13 protein-coding genes and 1 tRNA gene are annotated in these 18,192 nt (G+C 65.6%); 2 read left to right on the plus strand and 12 right to left on the minus strand.

Features of this window, described 5'->3' with window-relative positions; translation table 11 throughout:
* Positions 1–3: 3 nt before the first annotated feature.
* The 11 genes from SPHN_RS02080 to SPHN_RS02125 all read right to left on the minus strand — a co-directional run bounded on the left by SPHN_RS02080 (position 4) and on the right by SPHN_RS02125 (position 13,263).
* A complete protein-coding gene (locus SPHN_RS02080) occupies positions 4–603 on the minus strand; it encodes an ATP-binding cassette domain-containing protein (protein WP_248520817.1) in 600 nt (199 codons plus the stop codon).
* On the minus strand, positions 593–1,282 hold the full coding sequence (modB, locus tag SPHN_RS02085) for a molybdate ABC transporter permease subunit (protein WP_248520818.1): 690 nt from the start codon (positions 1,280–1,282) through the stop codon (positions 593–595). The genes SPHN_RS02080 and modB overlap by 11 nt, the downstream gene beginning before the upstream one ends.
* Positions 1,283–2,041, minus strand: a complete 759-nt coding sequence (gene modA, locus SPHN_RS02090; RefSeq protein WP_248520819.1) for a molybdate ABC transporter substrate-binding protein — start codon at positions 2,039–2,041, stop codon at positions 1,283–1,285. It lies immediately after the preceding gene.
* 375 nt (positions 2,042–2,416) lie between these two features.
* The gene (locus tag SPHN_RS02095; protein WP_248520820.1) at positions 2,417–5,785 is read right to left on the minus strand and encodes a polysaccharide deacetylase family protein; all 3,369 of its coding nucleotides are present in this window, start codon (positions 5,783–5,785) and stop codon (positions 2,417–2,419) included.
* A gap of 303 nt (positions 5,786–6,088) precedes the next feature.
* Entirely contained in the window at positions 6,089–8,371 is a 2,283-nt protein-coding gene (locus SPHN_RS02100; RefSeq protein WP_248521456.1) for a TonB-dependent receptor, read from the minus strand.
* A gap of 213 nt (positions 8,372–8,584) precedes the next feature.
* The gene (locus SPHN_RS02105) at positions 8,585–8,896 is read right to left on the minus strand and encodes a type II toxin-antitoxin system RelE/ParE family toxin (RefSeq protein WP_349238459.1); all 312 of its coding nucleotides are present in this window, start codon (positions 8,894–8,896) and stop codon (positions 8,585–8,587) included.
* Complete coding sequence (relB, locus tag SPHN_RS18495) at positions 8,854–9,042, minus strand: type II toxin-antitoxin system RelB family antitoxin (RefSeq protein ID WP_349238449.1); 189 nt, start codon at positions 9,040–9,042, stop codon at positions 8,854–8,856. The genes SPHN_RS02105 and relB overlap by 43 nt, the downstream gene beginning before the upstream one ends.
* Positions 9,043–9,196: 154 nt before the next feature.
* A complete protein-coding gene (gene lepA, locus SPHN_RS02110) occupies positions 9,197–11,017 on the minus strand; it encodes a translation elongation factor 4 (RefSeq protein ID WP_248520821.1) in 1,821 nt (606 codons plus the stop codon).
* 56 nt (positions 11,018–11,073) lie between these two features.
* The gene (locus SPHN_RS02115; protein ID WP_248520822.1) at positions 11,074–11,832 is read right to left on the minus strand and encodes a class I SAM-dependent methyltransferase; all 759 of its coding nucleotides are present in this window, start codon (positions 11,830–11,832) and stop codon (positions 11,074–11,076) included.
* On the minus strand, positions 11,829–12,974 hold the full coding sequence (locus SPHN_RS02120) for an aminopeptidase (RefSeq protein ID WP_248520823.1): 1,146 nt from the start codon (positions 12,972–12,974) through the stop codon (positions 11,829–11,831). The genes SPHN_RS02115 and SPHN_RS02120 overlap by 4 nt, the downstream gene beginning before the upstream one ends.
* Before the next feature lie 4 nt (positions 12,975–12,978).
* Positions 12,979–13,263: a hypothetical protein gene (locus SPHN_RS02125; RefSeq protein WP_248520824.1), complete on the minus strand. Its 285-nt coding sequence runs from the start codon at positions 13,261–13,263 to the stop codon at positions 12,979–12,981.
* A 303-nt stretch (positions 13,264–13,566) separates the two neighbouring features.
* On the opposite strand from SPHN_RS02125, the gene SPHN_RS02130 reads away from it, so the two are divergent.
* Positions 13,567–13,643: transfer RNA gene (locus tag SPHN_RS02130), tRNA-Pro, on the plus strand.
* A 276-nt stretch (positions 13,644–13,919) separates the two neighbouring features.
* Here SPHN_RS02130 and SPHN_RS02135 read toward each other — a convergent pair.
* Positions 13,920–15,599, minus strand: coding sequence for an alkaline phosphatase D family protein (locus tag SPHN_RS02135; protein WP_248520825.1), 1,680 nt, complete (start codon positions 15,597–15,599; stop codon positions 13,920–13,922).
* A gap of 169 nt (positions 15,600–15,768) precedes the next feature.
* Between SPHN_RS02135 and SPHN_RS02140 the strand changes: the two genes are divergently transcribed.
* Entirely contained in the window at positions 15,769–18,156 is a 2,388-nt protein-coding gene (locus SPHN_RS02140; protein WP_248520826.1) for a TonB-dependent receptor, read from the plus strand.
* The last annotated feature ends 36 nt before the right edge of the window (positions 18,157–18,192 follow it).

Below are 18,192 nucleotides of genomic sequence, written 5' to 3' on the forward strand. Positions count from 1 at the left end.
CGGCTACATCCGCACGACCCGGGTGCCGATGCGTTCGGCTTCGCCCGGGTCGTGCGTGACCATCAGGATCGGCAGCTTAACCACGTCGCGGACATGCTCGATCGCGCGCGTGATCTCCTCGCGACGCGCCCGGTCTAGCGAGGATAGCGGCTCGTCCAGCAACAGGAAGCGGGGTCGGCTGAGCAGCGCGCGGCCGATCGCGACGCGTTGCGCCTCGCCGCCCGACAGCGTCCGCGGCCAGCGATCGAGCAGATGGCCGATCCCGAGGAATCCAATCCGGTCCTCGAATCCCTCCGTCTCGTCGCCCGCGCCGTAGAGCAGGTTCGCGCGGACTCGCATGTGCGGGAACAGCCGCGCTTCCTGAAACACATAGCCGGCGCGGCGGCGTTCGGGTGGCACGTCGACGCCGTCCCCGAACAGCGTATCGCCATCGACCGCGATCCGCCCGCGATCGGGCGCGAGCAGCCCTGCGACCATGTTGAGCACGCTGGACTTGCCGATGCCCGAGGGGCCGAACAGCACCGTCGCGCCATCGCCCGCGTCCAGCGTCAGCGCGACGTGCGCATCGCCCAGCCGCTTCTCGATATCGATCTCAAAGGACATGCAGCCCCCGTCCAGCGCGCCGCGTCAGCAGTTCGGACGCGATTAGAGCGATCAACGACAACCCTACGGAGATACACGACAATCGCCAGACCATCGAGTCCGCGCCCGGTTGCTGCAACGCCGAATAGATCGCCAGCGGCAGCGTCTGCGTCTCGCCGGGCACGTTGGAGACGAAGGTGATCGTCGCGCCGAACTCGCCGATCGATCGCGCGAACCCCAGCACCGCACCCGCCAGCACGCCGGGGATGCTGAGCGGCAGCGTCAGCGTCCAGAACACGCGCCACGGCCCTGCCCCCAACGTCCGTGCGGCGTTCTCCAATCGCCTGTCGACCGCCTCGATCGAGATCCGCATCGCCCGCACCATCAACGGCAAAGCCATCACCCCCGCCGCGATCGCCGCGCCGGTCCAGCGGAACAAGACGGTGATCCCGAACCAATCCTGCAACCAGCCGCCGATCGGCCCATTGGGCCCGAAGGCGAGCAGCAACAGCCACCCGGTCACCACCGGCGGCACCACCAGCGGCAGATGGATCGCCGCATCGACGATCACCTTGCCGGGGAACCGGACGCGCGCGAGCAGCCAGGCCAGCGCGAAAGCGACCGGCAGGGTCACCAGCATCGCCACCCCGCCGACCCTCAGCGACAGCGCGACGATCCCCCATTCGGTCGCGTTCAGCATCTAGCGCGCGGAGAATCCGTAGCGGACGAAGATCGCCTTGCCCGCGCGTGAGACAAGGAAGCGCCGGAACGCTTCGGCCTCGGGGTTGGTCGATGTCTTCAGCCGCGCGATCGGATAGGTGATCGCCGGGTGCGTGTTTTCGGGAAAAACGCCTGCGATCCGTACCTTGGCGGACGCCTTTGCATCTGTTGCGTAGACGATCCCGAGCGGCGCCGCGCCGCGCTCGATCAGCGCCAGCGTCGCGCGGACATTCTCCGCGCGGACCACTTTCGGCGCAACCTGCGTCCAGACGCCGAGCTTCTCCAGCGACGCCTGCCCGTATTTGCCCGCCGGCACCGCGGTATCCGCCATCGCGAGCGGCCCGGCGGTCAGCACGCGGACGAGCGCGGCGCGCGGGCGGACCGGGATGCGAACCGTGCTGCCCGCCGGTGCCGCGACGACCAGCCGGTTGCCGAGGAATGTTACGCGCGTGGAGGCGACGATCAGGTTCTTCTTCGCCAGTGCGTTCATCCAGTCCTCGTCGGCCGACACGAACAGGTCGGCGGGCGCGCCGGCCTCGACCTGTCGCGCCAGTGCCGACGATGCGGCGAACGAGATCGTCGGCTTGGCATGGCCCTGTTTCGCCCAAGCATCGGCCGCAGCGGTCAGTGATTCCTGGAGCGACGCGGCGGCAAGCACAAGCGGTGCTCGCTGCGCCTGCGCCGCGACCGGCGCACCGATCAGCGAAGCGGCCAGAACCAGCCGCAGCGTATGTTTCACTTTCGTGGACTCCTCGAACCCGTCACGACCGCTATAGGGTGCCGCGATTGCCCCGCGCTACCGCGAAACGAAGGTACGCTCCTGCCCTCGAACTCGTTCCATCGCGCACGCAACGCCCCCGCTACGGACGACACGCGCTTCGCGTACGCCGAGGTCACCGACAGCCTCTAAGCGTGGCCGTTCCTCTTAGGGCCTGTCGACATTCAGTTTGCCCCGTCCAATCAGTTCGTTTCTTCGTCATGCCGGACTGGTTCCGGCATCCACCGTGCCGCAAAATCGATAGAATTTGGTTTGCGGAACCGTGGCCCCCGGAACCAGTCCGGGGTGACGGAAAATTGGTCAAATCCTGCGCGCCAAATTGAATGTCGATTCGGCCTAGTTCGCTGTCACCCGCCCCGTCCGCGCCAGCTTGCCCCAGCCGACCAGCGGCCCGCGCAGCGCCTGCGCGATCGCCTTCAGCACGACGTAATACATCACCTGACGATACCCGATCCGCTGCGGGATCAGCAGCCAGAGCAGCCGCCAGCGCTCCTTGCGCTCCAAGGCGAAGGCGATGGTCGCGGCCAGCAGGTCGATCGCCGTGAAGATCAGCCAGTATGCGAGCATCGTATAGACGTCGTGGCTGGTCTGCTCCCAACCATGCGCCTGTACCGAAAGATAGGTCGAGGCGAAGCTGACCAGCAGCGCGAGATCGATGATCGGCGAGATCGACGCGAGCACGATCTGGAACACGATCGCCTGCGGCAGCCCGACCCAGCCGAGCCCGCGCGGGTGCGAACTGCCGATCGCCGAACGGTGCTTGTAGAGGCATTGCAACGTGCCGAACGCCCAGCGGAAGCGCTGTTTCGCCAGCGCGCGCATCGTCTCCGGTGCCTCGGTCCAGGCGATCGCGAACTGGTCGTATTTCACCGCCCAGCCGTGCCGCTGAATTGCGATCGTCAGGTCCTGGTCCTCGGCGAGCGTATCGTCGGGATAGCCGCCGACGCTGCGGATCGCCTCGAGCCGCCATGCACCCACCGCACCCGGCACGACCGTCATCGCGTTCAGCCGCGCGAGCGCACGCCGTTCGAGGTTCTGCGCGGTGATGTATTCCAGCGCCTGCCACTTGGTGATCAGATTGACGCGGTTGCCGACCTTGGCATTGCCCGCGACCGCGCCGAGCTTCGGGTCGTCGAACCACCGCGCGAGCCGGGCGATGGTCATCGGCTCGAACTGCGTATCCGCATCGAGCGCGATCACGATCTCGCCGCGCGCGAGTTCGAGCCCGCGGTTGAGCGCACGCGCCTTGCCGCCATTCTCCAGCGTCAGCAGGCGGACGCGATCGTCGCCCGAGAATGCTTCGGAAACGACGCGGCTGGTGCCGTCGCTGGAACCGTCGTCGATCACGATCACCTCGATCGCGACGTCGGTGGAGGCGAGCACGCCCTGCACCGCGCGGACGATCACGCGCTCCTCGTTGAACGCCGGGATCATCACGGTGACGAACCGCGACGGATCGATCGCCGGGAACACCGTCTTCAATTCGCGCCGCGCCTGGATCAGCGCGAGCGCGGAGAGGGCCAAGGCGCGCAGGATGCCGATCGTGATCGCGATGCCGAAGATCCAGCGGAGCGCGACGACGATCCCGCCGAGCGTGCTGAACAGCGCCAGATCGGCGACGGCGGCGACGCGGTCGCTCGACGAGATCACCGGCATCGCCGCATCGCGCGACAGGCCCGCGAGCGTCGAGACGGGCACGAAACTGTAGCCCATCGCGCGCAACCGCTCGATGATGATCGGCAGCGCGGCGACGGTCTCCGCGCGATTGCCGCCGGCGTCGTGGAGCAGGATGATGTTGCCGCTGCGCTCCGGATTGCCCGCCTCGACGCCGGCGATCGTCCGGTCGATGATCGCCTGCACGCCCGGCCGCTTCCAGTCGTCGGGATCGACGTGCAGGCCGACCGAGATATAGCCGCGCTGCTGCGCCTCGAGCGCGGGCAGGATTTCGTCCGCGGTGCTCGGCTCGGCATCGCCGAAATAGGGTGCGCGGAACAGCCGTAGCGAGCGTCCGGTAAACGCCTGGAACAAACGCTGCGTTGCGTTGAGCTCGTACTTCACCTGCCGCGTCGACACGTTGGCGAGGTTGGGGTGCGTATAGGTGTGGCTGCCGATCTCATGCCCCTCGGCGACCATCCGTTCGAGCAGCGACCGCTGCGTCAACGCATTCTCGCCGATCACGAAGAACGTCGCCGGCGCATGCTCGCGCTTGAGGATGTCGAGGATCTGCGGCGTCCATTCGGGATCGGGACCATCGTCGAAGGTCAGCGCGAGCTGTTTCGGACGATAGCCGGTCCGCACCACGACATAGGGCGACGGCATCCGCGTGAAGTTGACATCGGCGATCGTACCGTCCTTGGCCGGCACCGCATCGCGGATGCCGGTGACGGGCTCGGCGGCGATCTTCAGGATTTCGCCATTGCCCTCGATATCGACGTTGGTGCCCGCCGGCATGGCGTCGATCAAATCGGGGACCGGCAGTTTCCGGCGATCGCGGCCCCAGATCGACCAGAGTCCCGGATCCTCGGAGCCGAGACGCCACAGCGCGACGCTCCCCAGCCCTGCCTTTTGCAGGAACGCGATCTGGTTGTACGCCGATGCCGCATCGAGCAGCCAGACCTGATGCTGCACGCCGCCTTCCGAATAAGCGAAGCTGCTGTTGCCGCTGGCCTTGTCGAAGGTCGGCACCGTGCCGGAGTCCGCAGCGTTCTGCCACGCTTCCTCGACGTCGAGCGCGTCGCCGTTGCCGCTCTCGGCCCCGGCATGCCAGTCGTAAGCGTAGGAGCCGATCGCGACGACCAGCTTGGACGGCGGGATACCGCGCGCCGCATCGGCGACCATCCGCGCGAACCAGCGCTGCGAGGCGATCGGGCCCGGTGCGCCGCTCGTCTCGTGCTCGTCATAGGCCATGAGGAAGATCTTGTCGGTCACCTTGGCGTAGGCGGGCAGGCTCCAGTCGGGGTTCGCGACCGGCGCTGCGATTGCGACCACCCAGCCGCGGGGCGTGAAGCGGGCGCGGGTCTCGGCGAGGAACGCGCGGTAGTCGGGCTGCGCCGACGCGGGCAAATCCTCGAAATCGTAGAACACGCCGCCGGCATGGTTCGCGCTGAGGAACGGTACGAGCTTGTCGAGGAACGCCGCGCGCGCCTTCGGATCGGCGAACAGCGCAGCGCTGCCGGCACCGTCCCAGTTCCCGTCGACCGCGTTCTGCACCATCGGCAGGATCACCGGGCGATGCACCGCCTTGTTGAGGATATCGCGCCCGGCCTGGTCGCGGAACACGGTGATCTTGTGATCCTTGCCGGTGATCGAGACCCAGCCGGGGATCAGCCAGTCGAGCTGTTCGACGTGCCGCGCGAGGCTGGCGGTGCTCGCCTCGTCCCACGGCACGTGAAAGGCGATGGCGAGCGACGGGTTGGCGCCGTTGCCGATGCCGGGCTTGGCCGCGCTCGTCCCGAACAGTTGCCGGGCGTAGTAGTTGATGTCGCGCCGCGTCTCGCGAAGGATACCGCCCCGTGGCGCCGGCAGCTTGTGGAGCGCGGGGTGCTCGGGCTCGATCGGCAGCAGCGGCGCGGTCGGCACCGCGCCGATCGACACCGCGAATACCGCGATCGACAGCAGCAGCAACGCGACGAACGCAGCAACGCCAAAGGTAAAGCGCTGACGCCGGCGGCCACTAGCATCGTAGAATACGGGATTGAGCGACATGGGACGAGTATCAACCGGCCGAAGGAAAACGGCAACTCGCCGCAATGTTTCGCTACAATGCCGTGCGTGGGAACGCTGCTGAAAAATACGTCACGCGTAGTTTAGGTAGCGGCGCAGGTTCTACTGCATCGCCTCCCGCATGAAGTCGGCAATTCAAACGATCCTCCCCCGCCAGGGGGAGGTGGCACCGAAGGTGACGGAGGGGGAGGAACACGCAACAGCGGTTTCCCTTTCCTCCCCCTCCGTCTGGCCAGTGCCAGCTACCTCCCCCTGGCGGGGGAGGATCGATGGCACCCTACCCGATCAGCGGAACTTGCCGCTGAGCGACACGCCGATGATCCGCGGTTCGTTGAACACCGCCGCCATGTAGTTCTCGATCACGCCCTTGAGGTTCTTCTCGCCGGTGATGTTGCGCGCGAATACCGCGAACTCATACGCATCGTCGGGCGCGGCGTAGCCGATCTTCAGGCCACCCTCGAAGTTACCGTTCGCGGTGAACTCCTTGGTCTTGTACAGCACGAACTGCGTATAGCCCTGGATGTTGAAGTCGCTCGCGATGAACGCGCGACCGCCATTGCCGAGCGGCTGGTCGTACCGCGCGGTGAGGTCGACGTTATACTCCGGCGCGTTCGGCAGCGGGTTGCCGTCGATCTGTGCGAACGTGTTGGCGCCCACCTTGATCGTCGGATCCTCGACCGTGCAGACCACGACGCCGTTCAGGATGCAGACCTGCGCATAGACGTTCTTGTCGCGGATCTTGCTGTGCAACAGGCTCAGCCCCGCACCGAGCGTCAGGTTCGGCACCGGCTTCCAGTTCGCCTCGGCCTCCATGCCGTACGCATCCGCCTTGTCGGCGTTGAAGAGCACGCCGTTGCCGTTCACATCGTTGCCGTTGAGCTGGATGTCCTTGACGCGGTAGGCGAAAACCGTCGCGTTCAGGCTTAGCGTGTTGTTCAGCAGGCGGCTCTTCACGCCACCCTCCCACGACAGGATCGTCTCCGACTTGGCGGTCGTGAAGTCCGAATTGAACACCGCCGAGCGGCCCTGGATCGTAGGCCCGCGGAAGCCCTCGGCGACGCGCGTATAGAGGCTGACGTCAGGGCTAGCCTGGTACAACAGGCTCGCATCCCAGCTAGGCTTGGTCGCCTTCAGCGTGACGTCGGTACGGCCGCGATACGTGACGACGCCTGCCGCCGTGTCCGCCGTCTTGAGAAGCTGCGTACGCTTCTTGTCCTCGGTGATGCGACCGCCGACGGTCAGCGTCAGCTTGTCGACCAGCTCATAGCTGACCTGCCCGAAGCCGGCCCAGGACGTGTTGACGTTGTGCAGCCGGACCCAGTTGTTGGGGTTGCGTGCCGTGCCCGTCAGGAAGAACCCGCGCTGGTAGAAATCGGTGATGTCGCGCGTGTCGAAATACAGGCCGCCGACCTGCCAGTTGAAACGACCGCCGGGGGTGCCTGCAAGCCGGACTTCCTGCGACCACTGATCGAGATCGCGGATCTGGCCTTGCGACTGGCCGAAACCGTTCGGCTGACCGCCCACCGGGAAGTTCGCGGCCGCACCACCATCGGTGTCGCCGCGGCTAAAGCCCGACGTCGTCTCGTACGCGGTGATCGAGGTCAGCGCGGCCGGACCGAAGTCGTAGGTCGCACGGACCGAGCCGCCATAGGTGTTGTAGCTCTGCGGGTTGTCGTTCGCTTCGTCGTACGAGACGACGTTGCGCGGCTCGGCCGACACGTCGTTCGAACCCTTCTTCAGCGCGCCGCGGTGGAACAGCGTCGAGGTGCCGTCATACCAGCGCGCATGGCCCGACAGGTCGAGCGTGAAGCGCTCGCCCGGGGTCAGCGCAAGCTGGACGCGGACGTTGCGATCGTCGAAGCCGCCCATCGCGTCCTTGCGCGGCGTCGCGGTGTTGTCGGCGCTTACGCCCGCGAACCGGTTGTCGACGTAATTCTCACGGTGCTGGATCAACGTCGACAGGCGGATCGACAGGAGGTCCTTGATCAACGGGCCACCGACGCCGGCGTCCAGGTTGACGCTGTTGTACGAGCCGACGGACGCGGACGCGCGGCTCTCGAAATCGTTGCTCGGCTTGATCGTGTCGAACTTGATGATGCCCGCGGTGGTGTTGCGCCCGAACAGCGAGCCTTGCGGACCGCGCAGCACTTCGACCTGGCGGACGTCATAGACCGGGTTCGACTTCAGCACGACATGCTCGAGAATCACGTCGTCCTGGATGATCGTGACCGGCTGCGAGGCGCCGAGGTAGAAATCGATGTTGCCGAGCCCGCGGATGTAGAAGCGCGGGAAGATGCGACCGGTGGTCGACTCGACGTAGAGACCGGGGACGCGACCCGACAGCGCGAGCAACGTGTCGTCGCCGCCCGAGGTATAGGTGCGCAACGCATCGCCCGACGCGACGCCGACCGAGAGCGGCACCTTCTGGAGGTTCTCCGAGCGACGCTCGGCGGTGACGACGATATCGCCGAGGCCTTCCTCTGGTGCAGCCTGCGTCTGGACGGGCGCAGCGTCCTGCGCGAACGCCGCCGAACCACACAGCACGGAACCCAACGCGACGCCGAGCATCAGCGCCGACTTAACGACCGAAATCTTCAAAGTTTTTATTCCCCAATCGTGCGCCGCCGTCCCTGACGACCGGCCGCACATCCCAATACGCAACGCCGCTACGCGCCATCGACCGCCCTCCCCGGACGGCCCGACGACGCCTCGCGACGCTCACTCCCCGAGCCCGCGGTTAGGCGGGGATTGTGTTGGTATGATGACAGTTGGTGATGGAGGTTACGGGTAATCCCGACGCGCATGCACGACGTTGACGATCTCGACCGTGTCCAAGACGAGGCGATAGATCAGCAGATAGTTGGGATGGATGACAGCTTCGCGCGTGCCGTCGGCCCTACCCGGCCGGTACATGAACGGATGATCGACAAGCCGGAGCGCGCATGCCTCGATCAACGTCGCAAGGCGGAGTGCTGCGCTCATATTTCGATCGGCGACGTAACCTAGAATCGTGGAGGCATCCTCAATCGCTTCAGGGCGCCAGATAAGCTTCAGCGATCTCCGCCTGATCGACCGGCAGAGCCCAAAACCAATCTTATCGCGGCAACGGCATCTGCGTGCGCAATCGACGGACGAGGATCTGCCAACGACCGCGCAACCTTTTCGCGCAGCCAGCGATCATAGGCTTCCGCTGAGATCGAGGACTCGGACTCGAGAGGTTTTGGTGAGACTTGCGCCATTAGACGAGCGTACGCCTATGGCTACCGAATGCAACGGAGTCGCGCCGCGGCAAAGCCGCGTCGTCGAACGACACGACCGAGGACGAACTCGGCCGGTCGCCGTCCGGCTTGGCGCTTTCCTCGGCTAAGCGGCTACGCGCTTAGCCTTGGGCGCCTACGCGTCGTCGCCCATCCTGAGCGCTGCGATAAACGCCTCCTGCGGGATGCTGACCGAGCCGTATTCGCGCATCTTCAGCTTGCCCTTCTTCTGCTTTTCCAGAAGCTTCTTCTTGCGGCTGGCGTCACCGCCATAGCATTTGGCGGTCACGTCCTTGCGCATCGCGCTGATCGTCTCGCGCGCGATTACCTTGCCGCCGATCGCCGCCTGGATCGGGATCTTGAACAGATGACGCGGGATCAGTTCCTTGAGTCGCTCGACCATGCCGCGACCGCGGACTTCGGCGGTGCCGCGGTGGACGATCATGCTGAGTGCATCGACCGGCTCCTCATTGACGAGGATACCCATCTTGACGAGGTCGCCCTCGCGGTAGCCGATCTGGTGATAATCGAAGCTGGCATAGCCCTTCGACATCGATTTGAGACGATCGTAGAAATCGAACACGACCTCGTTGAGCGGCAGTTCGTACGTCGCCTGCGCGCGACCGCCGACATAGGTGAGGTTCTTCTGGATGCCGCGGCGGTCCTGGCAGAGCTTGAGGACGCTGCCGAGATACTCGTCGGGGACGTAGATCGTCGCCTCGATCCACGGTTCGCTGATCGTCGCGATCTTGTTCGGCTCGGGCATATCGGCGGGGTTGTGCAGCTCGATATGCGTCGTACCGGACGGATTGGGGTGGGTCAGCTCGATCTCATAGACGACGGAAGGCGCGGTGGTGATCAGGTCTAGATCATATTCGCGCGTCAGGCGTTCCTGGATGATCTCCAGATGCAGCAGCCCGAGGAACCCGCAGCGGAAACCGAAGCCGAGGGCTGCCGACGTTTCCATCTCGAACGAGAAGCTCGCATCGTTCAACCGCAGCTTCGAGATACTCTCGCGCAGCTTCTCGAACTCGGCGGCATCGACCGGGAACATCCCGCAGAACACCACCGGCTGGACTTCCTTGAAGCCCGCCAGCGCCTCCAGCGCAGGCCGCTTGGCGTCGGTGATGGTGTCGCCGACGCGCGTTTGCGCGACCTCTTTGATCTGCGCGGTGATGAAGCCCATCTCGCCGGTACCGAGCTCGGTCAGCTGCTCGATCTTCGGGCGGAAACAGCCGACCCGGTCGACGAGATGCATCGTGCCGGTCTGCATGAACTTGATCTGCTGGCCCTTCTTCAGGACCCCGTCGATCACCCGCACCAGGATCACGACGCCGAGATACGGGTCGTACCAGCTGTCGACCAGCATCGCCTTCAGCGGTGCCTCCGGGTCGCCGCTGGGTGGCGGGATCTTGGTGACGATCGCCTCGAGGATCTCGACGATGCCGATTCCCGACTTCGCCGACGCGAGCACCGCCTCGGACGCGTCGATGCCGATCACGTCCTCGATTTCCTTGCGGACCTTCTCGGGCTCGGCGGCGGGCAGATCGATCTTGTTGATGACCGGCACGATCTCGTGGTCGTGCTCGATCGACTGGTACACGTTCGCCAAGGTCTGCGCCTCGACGCCCTGCGCCGCATCGACCACCAGCAGCGCGCCTTCGCACGCGGCGAGGCTGCGGCTCACTTCATAGGCGAAGTCGACATGGCCCGGCGTGTCCATCAGGTTCAGGACGTAATCCAGGCCGTCCTTCGCGTGATACGCGAGGCGCACGGTCTGCGCCTTGATCGTGATCCCGCGTTCCTTCTCGATGTCCATGTTGTCGAGCACCTGCTCGGACATTTCGCGCGCGGTCAGGCCGCCAGTTTCCTGGATCAGTCGGTCGGCGAGCGTCGACTTGCCATGGTCGATATGGGCGATGATGGAGAAATTGCGGATGCGATCGAGCGGAGTCATGCCGCGCTCCTAGCAGCGACGCCGCGCGGGGGATAGACGGGCGATAGACGGTAGCCTCAGCTCTTGCGCGCGATGAGGTGGTAGCAGCGCGCGACCTGGCGATACGGGTCCTGCCGACCTGCTAGCCATTCGCTCCGCAGCACCTGCTCGGGATCGTCCGCGACGATCGGACCGGCATGATGATCGGTGAAGATGCCGATTCCCGACCATTCCACGATGTCCGCGCCCGCGTCGACCAACAGGGCCTTAATCGTGGCGCGCGCGTGATTGCGGCTGGCGGCGTAGGGCCCGTGCGTATCGTCGCCCGTCTCCAGCGCGATCCGCGCCTCGACCCACCGTCCCGCCAGTCCCGCGCGCATCGCCGCCGCGGCAGGGTTGATCGCGATGACCGATATCAGCCCGCCCGGCTTGCATAGGGCGACCGCAGTTCGGACCAAGGGCGCTGGATCGTCCTCGTACATCAGCACGCTGTGGCAGCACGCCAGATCGGCGACACCCGCCTGGTCCGCCGCCATCGTCGCACCATCCGCGCAAATGAGCCGGACTCGGTCGCGGATCGTCGACGGCGACGTCGCCAGTCGCTGTTCGCCGAGCGCGATCATGTGCGGATCGATATCCTGCGCAACGACTTCATGCCCTGCCGCCGCCAGCCGGACCGCCAGCGCCGCATCGCCGCCGCCGAGATCGACCACGCGCAGCGGTCCCGTCGGCAATACCGCCTGCAGCGTACGGATCGTCAGTTCGAGCGGGATACTCGTCCCCTCATCCTGCACGAACGCATCGACGATACCGCTGGCGGCGGTCCAGTAGTTCATGCGGCTACCGAAGGCGTTGGGCAGGGCGTCAGCACGCCGTCCGACAACAATCCGCAGCAATCGCCGTCCTCGATCTGCAGCGTATCGGGCGAGAACACATCCTCGTCGCGCGTGCTTTCTGGATGCGGCAAGTCCGACGGCACCAGATGCTCGAGATCCATGACGTCGCTTCCACCATCCACTTCGACGATTCCGCCCCGCGCGATCAGGTCGAGGTGGATCGCGCACTGGTAGCCGACGACGCCCGGATCCTGATTGTGCTGGCCGAGCCCGAGATGCACGCCCGGCCGACGCTCGTTGATGTGTGAGTTCATCGCGATCGGCTCGCCGATACAGAAATTGGTCCCGAACCCGAGCTCGCCGACATTGTAGGCGCAGTGCGTCGTCAGTGCGGAATCGAGGAACCGCATCGTCCGTGCATCATCACAGCGATGCGCCACGACCCGCCCGCCTTCGATCTCGATGGTCACCGGAAATGCCTCCAGCCGCACATCGTCGTCGGTGATCGCGTTCACGTTGTACGCGAAGTCGGCGACGTGGATGCCGGAGATCTCGGCCGGGAACGTCGCCACCTCGCCGGCGGGCAGGATGACGGTGCCTCCGTCTCGCGCGCGCCCGCGATTGCTGATCCAGCGATGCTTCGGATCCAGCGTCACCGCCAGATCGGTGCCGCCCCGCGTCGTGATCCGCAGCTGCGTCGCGCGTGTCAATCGTTCGAGGATAGCGACGTTGCGCCGTGACAGTTCGTCGGGCGACGCAAGCAGCGCGTCCGCGAACAGGCTGTCGCTCGCGCTTATCGACCGGAAGATCCTCAGTCGCTCGCCGGGATAGCGCGCCAGCGCGCGGGTCAGCGCACCGGTATGCGAAAAGGTATCGCGCTCGAACGACAGCAGGATCAACCGTCCGGTGAACGCGTCGCTCGCGGGCAGCGCCTCTCGCAACCGCACCTCGAACGTCTCGTCGACAAGCGGTGCCATCCATACCCGCACGGCAGGGATGGCGCGCATCTCGAGCGCGGCGCAGACGAGGGCGGCGGACCGTTGGCTGTCGCTGGTATACAGGACAACCGCAGTGTCGCCGCCGGCGATCCGGACATAGGCGTCCAGCAGGGACTGAACCCCGCGCCAGATCTTCCCGTCCATCGCCCTAGTTCTTAACGTCGATGCCGCGGTCGGCGAGCGTCGGCTTCGAGGTGCTGTAGTTGATCGTCCACGCGACCGTGTCGATCGCGCGGATGCGCGTCGAGCCATCGAGCGTTGCTGCTGCGGTGCTGTAGGAGATCGTCCAGGCCGCGTCGCCGCCCTTGCCGAGGTCGATCACGTGCGTGCTGAGGTCGCCGATCCGGAAGACCTGCTCGCTGCTTTTTACTTCGCGCAACACCTGCGCAGAAACGCGGGTGACGATGTCGTTGATTTCTTGTTCGCTAGGCATGTCTGCTCTCCTGATGATTGCAAGAAACGCGACGCTGGTCGTGAGTAAGTCCCTTTGCGTCCCGATAAAGCTGCGCCAGCGGGCGGGACGCGACAATCGCGGCGAAATCCGTTTCGGAGGCAAAACGGTTCGATGCCGTCTCTCGCGGCGGCAGGTGTCGGGCCGACCACGATAAAACTACCGCCGTGGCGGTTCAGCTTTGCTGGCGAACGAACCCCAGAACGGCCGCTCGCTGGGCCTGACGCGGATATTTGTCTTGATCGCCCGGAATGTCGGGGCTAGGGCGCTCTCCGGCAATGTTGTCGGGGCGTGGCGCAGTCTGGTAGCGCACTGGTCTCGGGGTCCAGGGGTCGTAGGTTCGAATCCTATCGCCCCGACCATTGCCGGTTTTTTAGGGGTGTTGGCCACACTTCCCCGAACTGAAAACTCCGATCGATGCGTCGCCCGGCCCCGGCGGATACGCGGTTTGCGACGCCCGTTGATCGATATCACCCAGCAAAAACTCTTATCGATCCTCCCCCGGCAGGGGGAGGTGGCTGGCACTTGCCAGACGGAGGGGGCGGTAAGGGAAACCGCTGATCCGTGTCCGCCCCCTCCGTCACCTTCGGCGCCACCTCCCCCTGGCGGGGGAGGATTGCAGGATTAATCGTCCCGGTTCAGGCGATCTTTTCTAGCGGCGCATCGGGACGATCCGCATGCGCCCGGAACCGCGCGGCGGTGGCTTGCGTGTAGGGTTTGGTCATCACCGTCGATACCGTCACCGAATCCGCGGTCGCGTGTTCGGGTGTGAGCGTCAGCAATGTGAAACCCTTGCCGTCCTGGTCGCAGAAGCGGACTTCGCCCTTGTTGGCGTCGGCGATCAGGCTGCCGATGCCGGGCAGCAACGAACCATAGGACGGGCTGGTGATCGCGGTGCAGCCGAACTCCGCCGCGACCAGCTTGCCCGACGCGTCGTGCAGGTCGTTCGCCCAGGCCGCATGACTGTCGCCAGACAGCACGATCGGCCGCGACCTGGCGCGCTGGAACGCCGCGTACAGGCGTTCGCGGGCGGGCGGATAGCCGTCCCAGCTGTCGAACCCGAACGGCAGGCCGGCGCGGTACGAGGCGATGCTCGCCGTCAGTCGCTCGCGCCACATCGCCGGGAGCTTCGCCATCGTCTCGGCGAATTTCACCGGACCGAGCTGTCGTTCCATGTCAGGGCCGGCGACCTTGGCCATGACCACCTGGTTGCCGAGCACCTGCCACGGCTTGCCCGCCGCAACCGAGGTCGCCATCGTCTTCTCGACCCAGGCGAGCTGCGCCGGGCCGAGCAGCTCGCGGTCCGTCCGCGCGCGCTCCGCCAGCATCGCCGCGTATTCGGCGGGCGTGATCTCCTCGCCCTTCGACACCACCTGATGACTGCGTGCGAGCAGCCGCGTCTCGACCATCACGAGCGTCGCGAGATCGCCGAAATCGAAGCTGCGGTTGATCGCCGCCCAGGGCTGGCCGGGCTTTGGATCGCGGATCGGCATCCATTCGAAATAGGCCTGCATCGCCGCCGCCTTGCGCGCGTCCCAGTCGCCTTCGGTCTTGGGATCGTGGTTCTCGGCACCGTGCATCCAGTCGTCGTTGGCGACCTCGTGATCGTCCCACACGCAGATGAACGCGGCGCGGGCGTGCGCGGCCTGCATGTCGGCGTCGCGCTTCACCTGCGCGTGGCGCATGCGGTAGTCGGCGAGGCTGACGATCTCGTGGCGCGGCTCCACCAGACGGCCGATCTTCTTGGCGATGTCGCCGCCATAGCCGTCGACGCCGTATTCGTAGATGTAATCGCCGAGATGCAACACCGCGTCGAGCCGGTCGAGCTTGGCGATCGCGTCATAGGCGTTGAACAGTCCGCCCGCGTAGAGCTGGCACGAGACCACCGCCATGACGACGTCGGCGATCTTGCCCTTCGGCAACGTACGGAACCGGCCGACCGGCGAGCGCGTGCCGTCCGCGGCGTCGAACCAATAGCGATATTCGCGGCCCGGCTGGAGCCCGGTCGCCTCGACCTTTGCGGTGAAGTCGCGTGCCGCGCGGGCCTTGACGCTGCCTGACCGGAGAGGCTTGCCGCCGTCCGTCTCGGCGACGTGCCAAGTGAGTGCGATATCGCCGGCCTGGGCGTCGTCGGCGGGCGTCGCGCGGGTCCACAGGATCGCGCCGTCGACCGCGGGATCGCCGCTCGCGACGCCGTGATCGAAGCGGCTCTTGACCGCACCCGCGGCTTGCGTCGCGACCGCGGGCAGCGCCAGCGTCGCGCCCGATCCGGCGAGTTTCAGGGCATTCTTCAGGGCGTCGCGGCGGTTGATCGTCATCGGCTGAGGCTTTCGTAGCGGGGTCGTCCGGCTGCTAGCGGCGATCCAAGACAGCGCGGTGGCAACGATGTGACACCATCGTTACGGAACCGTCATATTCGTTTCATCATCACGACGTCGAAACGTCACGTGCCGCCCGTAGTGCCTCCCCAACGACACGGGGGACTTCATGACACGTATCTTCACGCGGCTCGCACTTGCGACGCTCGCAACGACCTGCTCGACCGCCGCACTCGCACAGGCGTCGACCCAAGCCGACGTCCAGACCGGTACGCTGAACGACGAGATCGTCGTCACCGCGCAGAAGCGCGAACAGCGGATCGCGGATGTTCCCGTCACGGTGACCGCGGTCACCGGCGCCAGGATGGCGGCGATCGGCGTCAATTCGCTGACCGAGGTCGCCGCCTATATCCCCGGCCTGCAGATCCAGGAGCAGAGCGCGAACAACCCGGGCTTCGTGATCCGCGGCATCACCTCGGACAATGGCTCGTCGCAACAGGGCGCGCGCGTCACGCTGTATTACAACGGCATCGACATCAGCCGGTCGCGCGGCGCGTATCAGGACCTATACGATCTGGAGCGGATCGAAGTCGTGAAGGGCCCGCAGGCGACGCTGTTCGGCACCGCCGCCGCGGTCGGCGCGATCAGCGTCATCTCGGCGAAACCGCAAGCCGGCGTGTCGGGCGCGATCAACGGCTCGTACGGCAATTTCAACCGCACGCAGGTGTCGGGCTTCCTCAACGCCGGCAACGACGTGCTCGCCGGACGGATCGCGTTCGCCTATAAATACCGCGACGGCTATGTCCGCAACATCGCCGGCGACGCGAACGTGCCGAACCAGAACCAGGGTGGCGTGGACCAGGACGATCTGAACGGCCAGGACCAGCGCGGCGTGCGTGGCTCGCTTCGCTTTACGCCCAACGACAGCATCACCGCCGATCTCGTCCTGACCTATGACGGCCAGCGCAACCCCGGCACCGCGTTCAAGACTCGTGCCCACGCCCCGACCGGCGGCCAGACCGGCGACTATGGCTATGCCGAACTGTCGGGCTCGCCGTACAGCGCGGCCGTGCTCGGCGCGCGGAAACTCGGGCTCGACCGCAACGTCTACGACGCCAATTTGACGATCACCGCGGACCTGTCGCGGGGGATCACCTTCACCACCGTCAACGGCTATCGCCGGTTCGACGCGCTGGAGATTTTCGACGCGGACGGTGGCCCCGCCGCGTATCTGGAATTCGCCGAGGATGCGAAGGGCGACCAGTGGAGCCATGAGAGCCGCTTCGCCTTCGAAGGGCCGAAATATCGCGCCTCGGTCGGCTGGAACGCGTTCTTCGAGAACGGCTTCCAGCGCGTCCCGTTCGCGACCGAAGAGGGCACGTATCTCGCCTGCTCGGTGGCCGCCGGCTATGCGCCGATCCGCACGGCGCTGAACGGGGCGGGCATTCCCACCGGCACCGGCTGCGTCACCGCCAATGGCACGATCCCCGCCACCCGCGCAACGTCGATCCTGACCGGCGGGCGTGCAACCGCAATACCTTATGCCGCAGAGTTCACGAACTATGGCAGGAACAACACCTATTCGGTATTCGCCGACGCGACCTATATCCCGGTCCCCTCACTCGAACTGACCGCGGGTGCGCGGATCCTGATCGAGGACCGCCAGTCGGGCTATTCGTCGATCCAGCCGAACTCGGTGATCCTGGCCGCGGCCAATATCCAGACCAGCCTGCTCGGGACGGCGAACACCAATGGGAACAAGTTCGTCGCCGAGAAGAGCTTCACCGCGATCCTGCCGCGCTTCAATGCGCTGGTTAAGCTCGGCGACGCGGTCAACGTCTACGGAACCATCAGCAAGGGGCGTCGCTCGCCGGTGGTCCAGCTTGCCGCGCAGCGCACCGCGTTCGGTGTCGGTCCGAACCTGCAGATCATTCCCGAGGAAAAGGTCTGGAATTACGAAGGCGGCATCAAAGGCCAGATGGGCCCGTTCAGCGGCGCCGCCTCGGTGTTCTACCAGACCTATGACGGCTTTCAGTTCTCGGTAACGAACAACGGCGTCACGACGGTGCGCAGCGCGGACTCGGCGAACAGCGTCGGCGTCGAGCTCGAAGGCAATCTCAAGCTCGCATCGTATCTATCGGTATTCGGGACGTTTGCGTATATCGACGGCGGTATCGGCGATGACGTGGCGAACGGCCCCTATGCCGGCAACCAATTCCGCCTTCAGCCCAAGACCACCGCATCGGCCGGCGCGATCCTGCGCGCGCCGATCGGCGGGGCGACGCTCTACGCGACGCCCAGCGTCACGTATAAATCGAAGGTCTTCTTCGAACTGCCCAATACCGAGGCGATCAGCCAGCAGGGCTATACGCTCGTCAACCTGCGTGCCGGTCTGGAGTTCGCGCAGGGGCGCTACAGCGTCGGCGGGTTCGTCCGGAATGCGACCAACAAGCGCTATCTGATCGACGCGGGCAACACCGGCGGGGGCTTCGGCATCCCGACCTACATCGCCGGCGAGCCACGCTTCTACGGCGTCGAGCTGGGCGCGAAATTCTAATTCCACGCATCGCTATCGTACCGAGCAACCATCCCC

It is taken from the genome of Sphingomonas faeni, assembly GCF_023195535.1.
GTDB lineage: Bacteria > Pseudomonadota > Alphaproteobacteria > Sphingomonadales > Sphingomonadaceae > Sphingomonas > Sphingomonas faeni_B.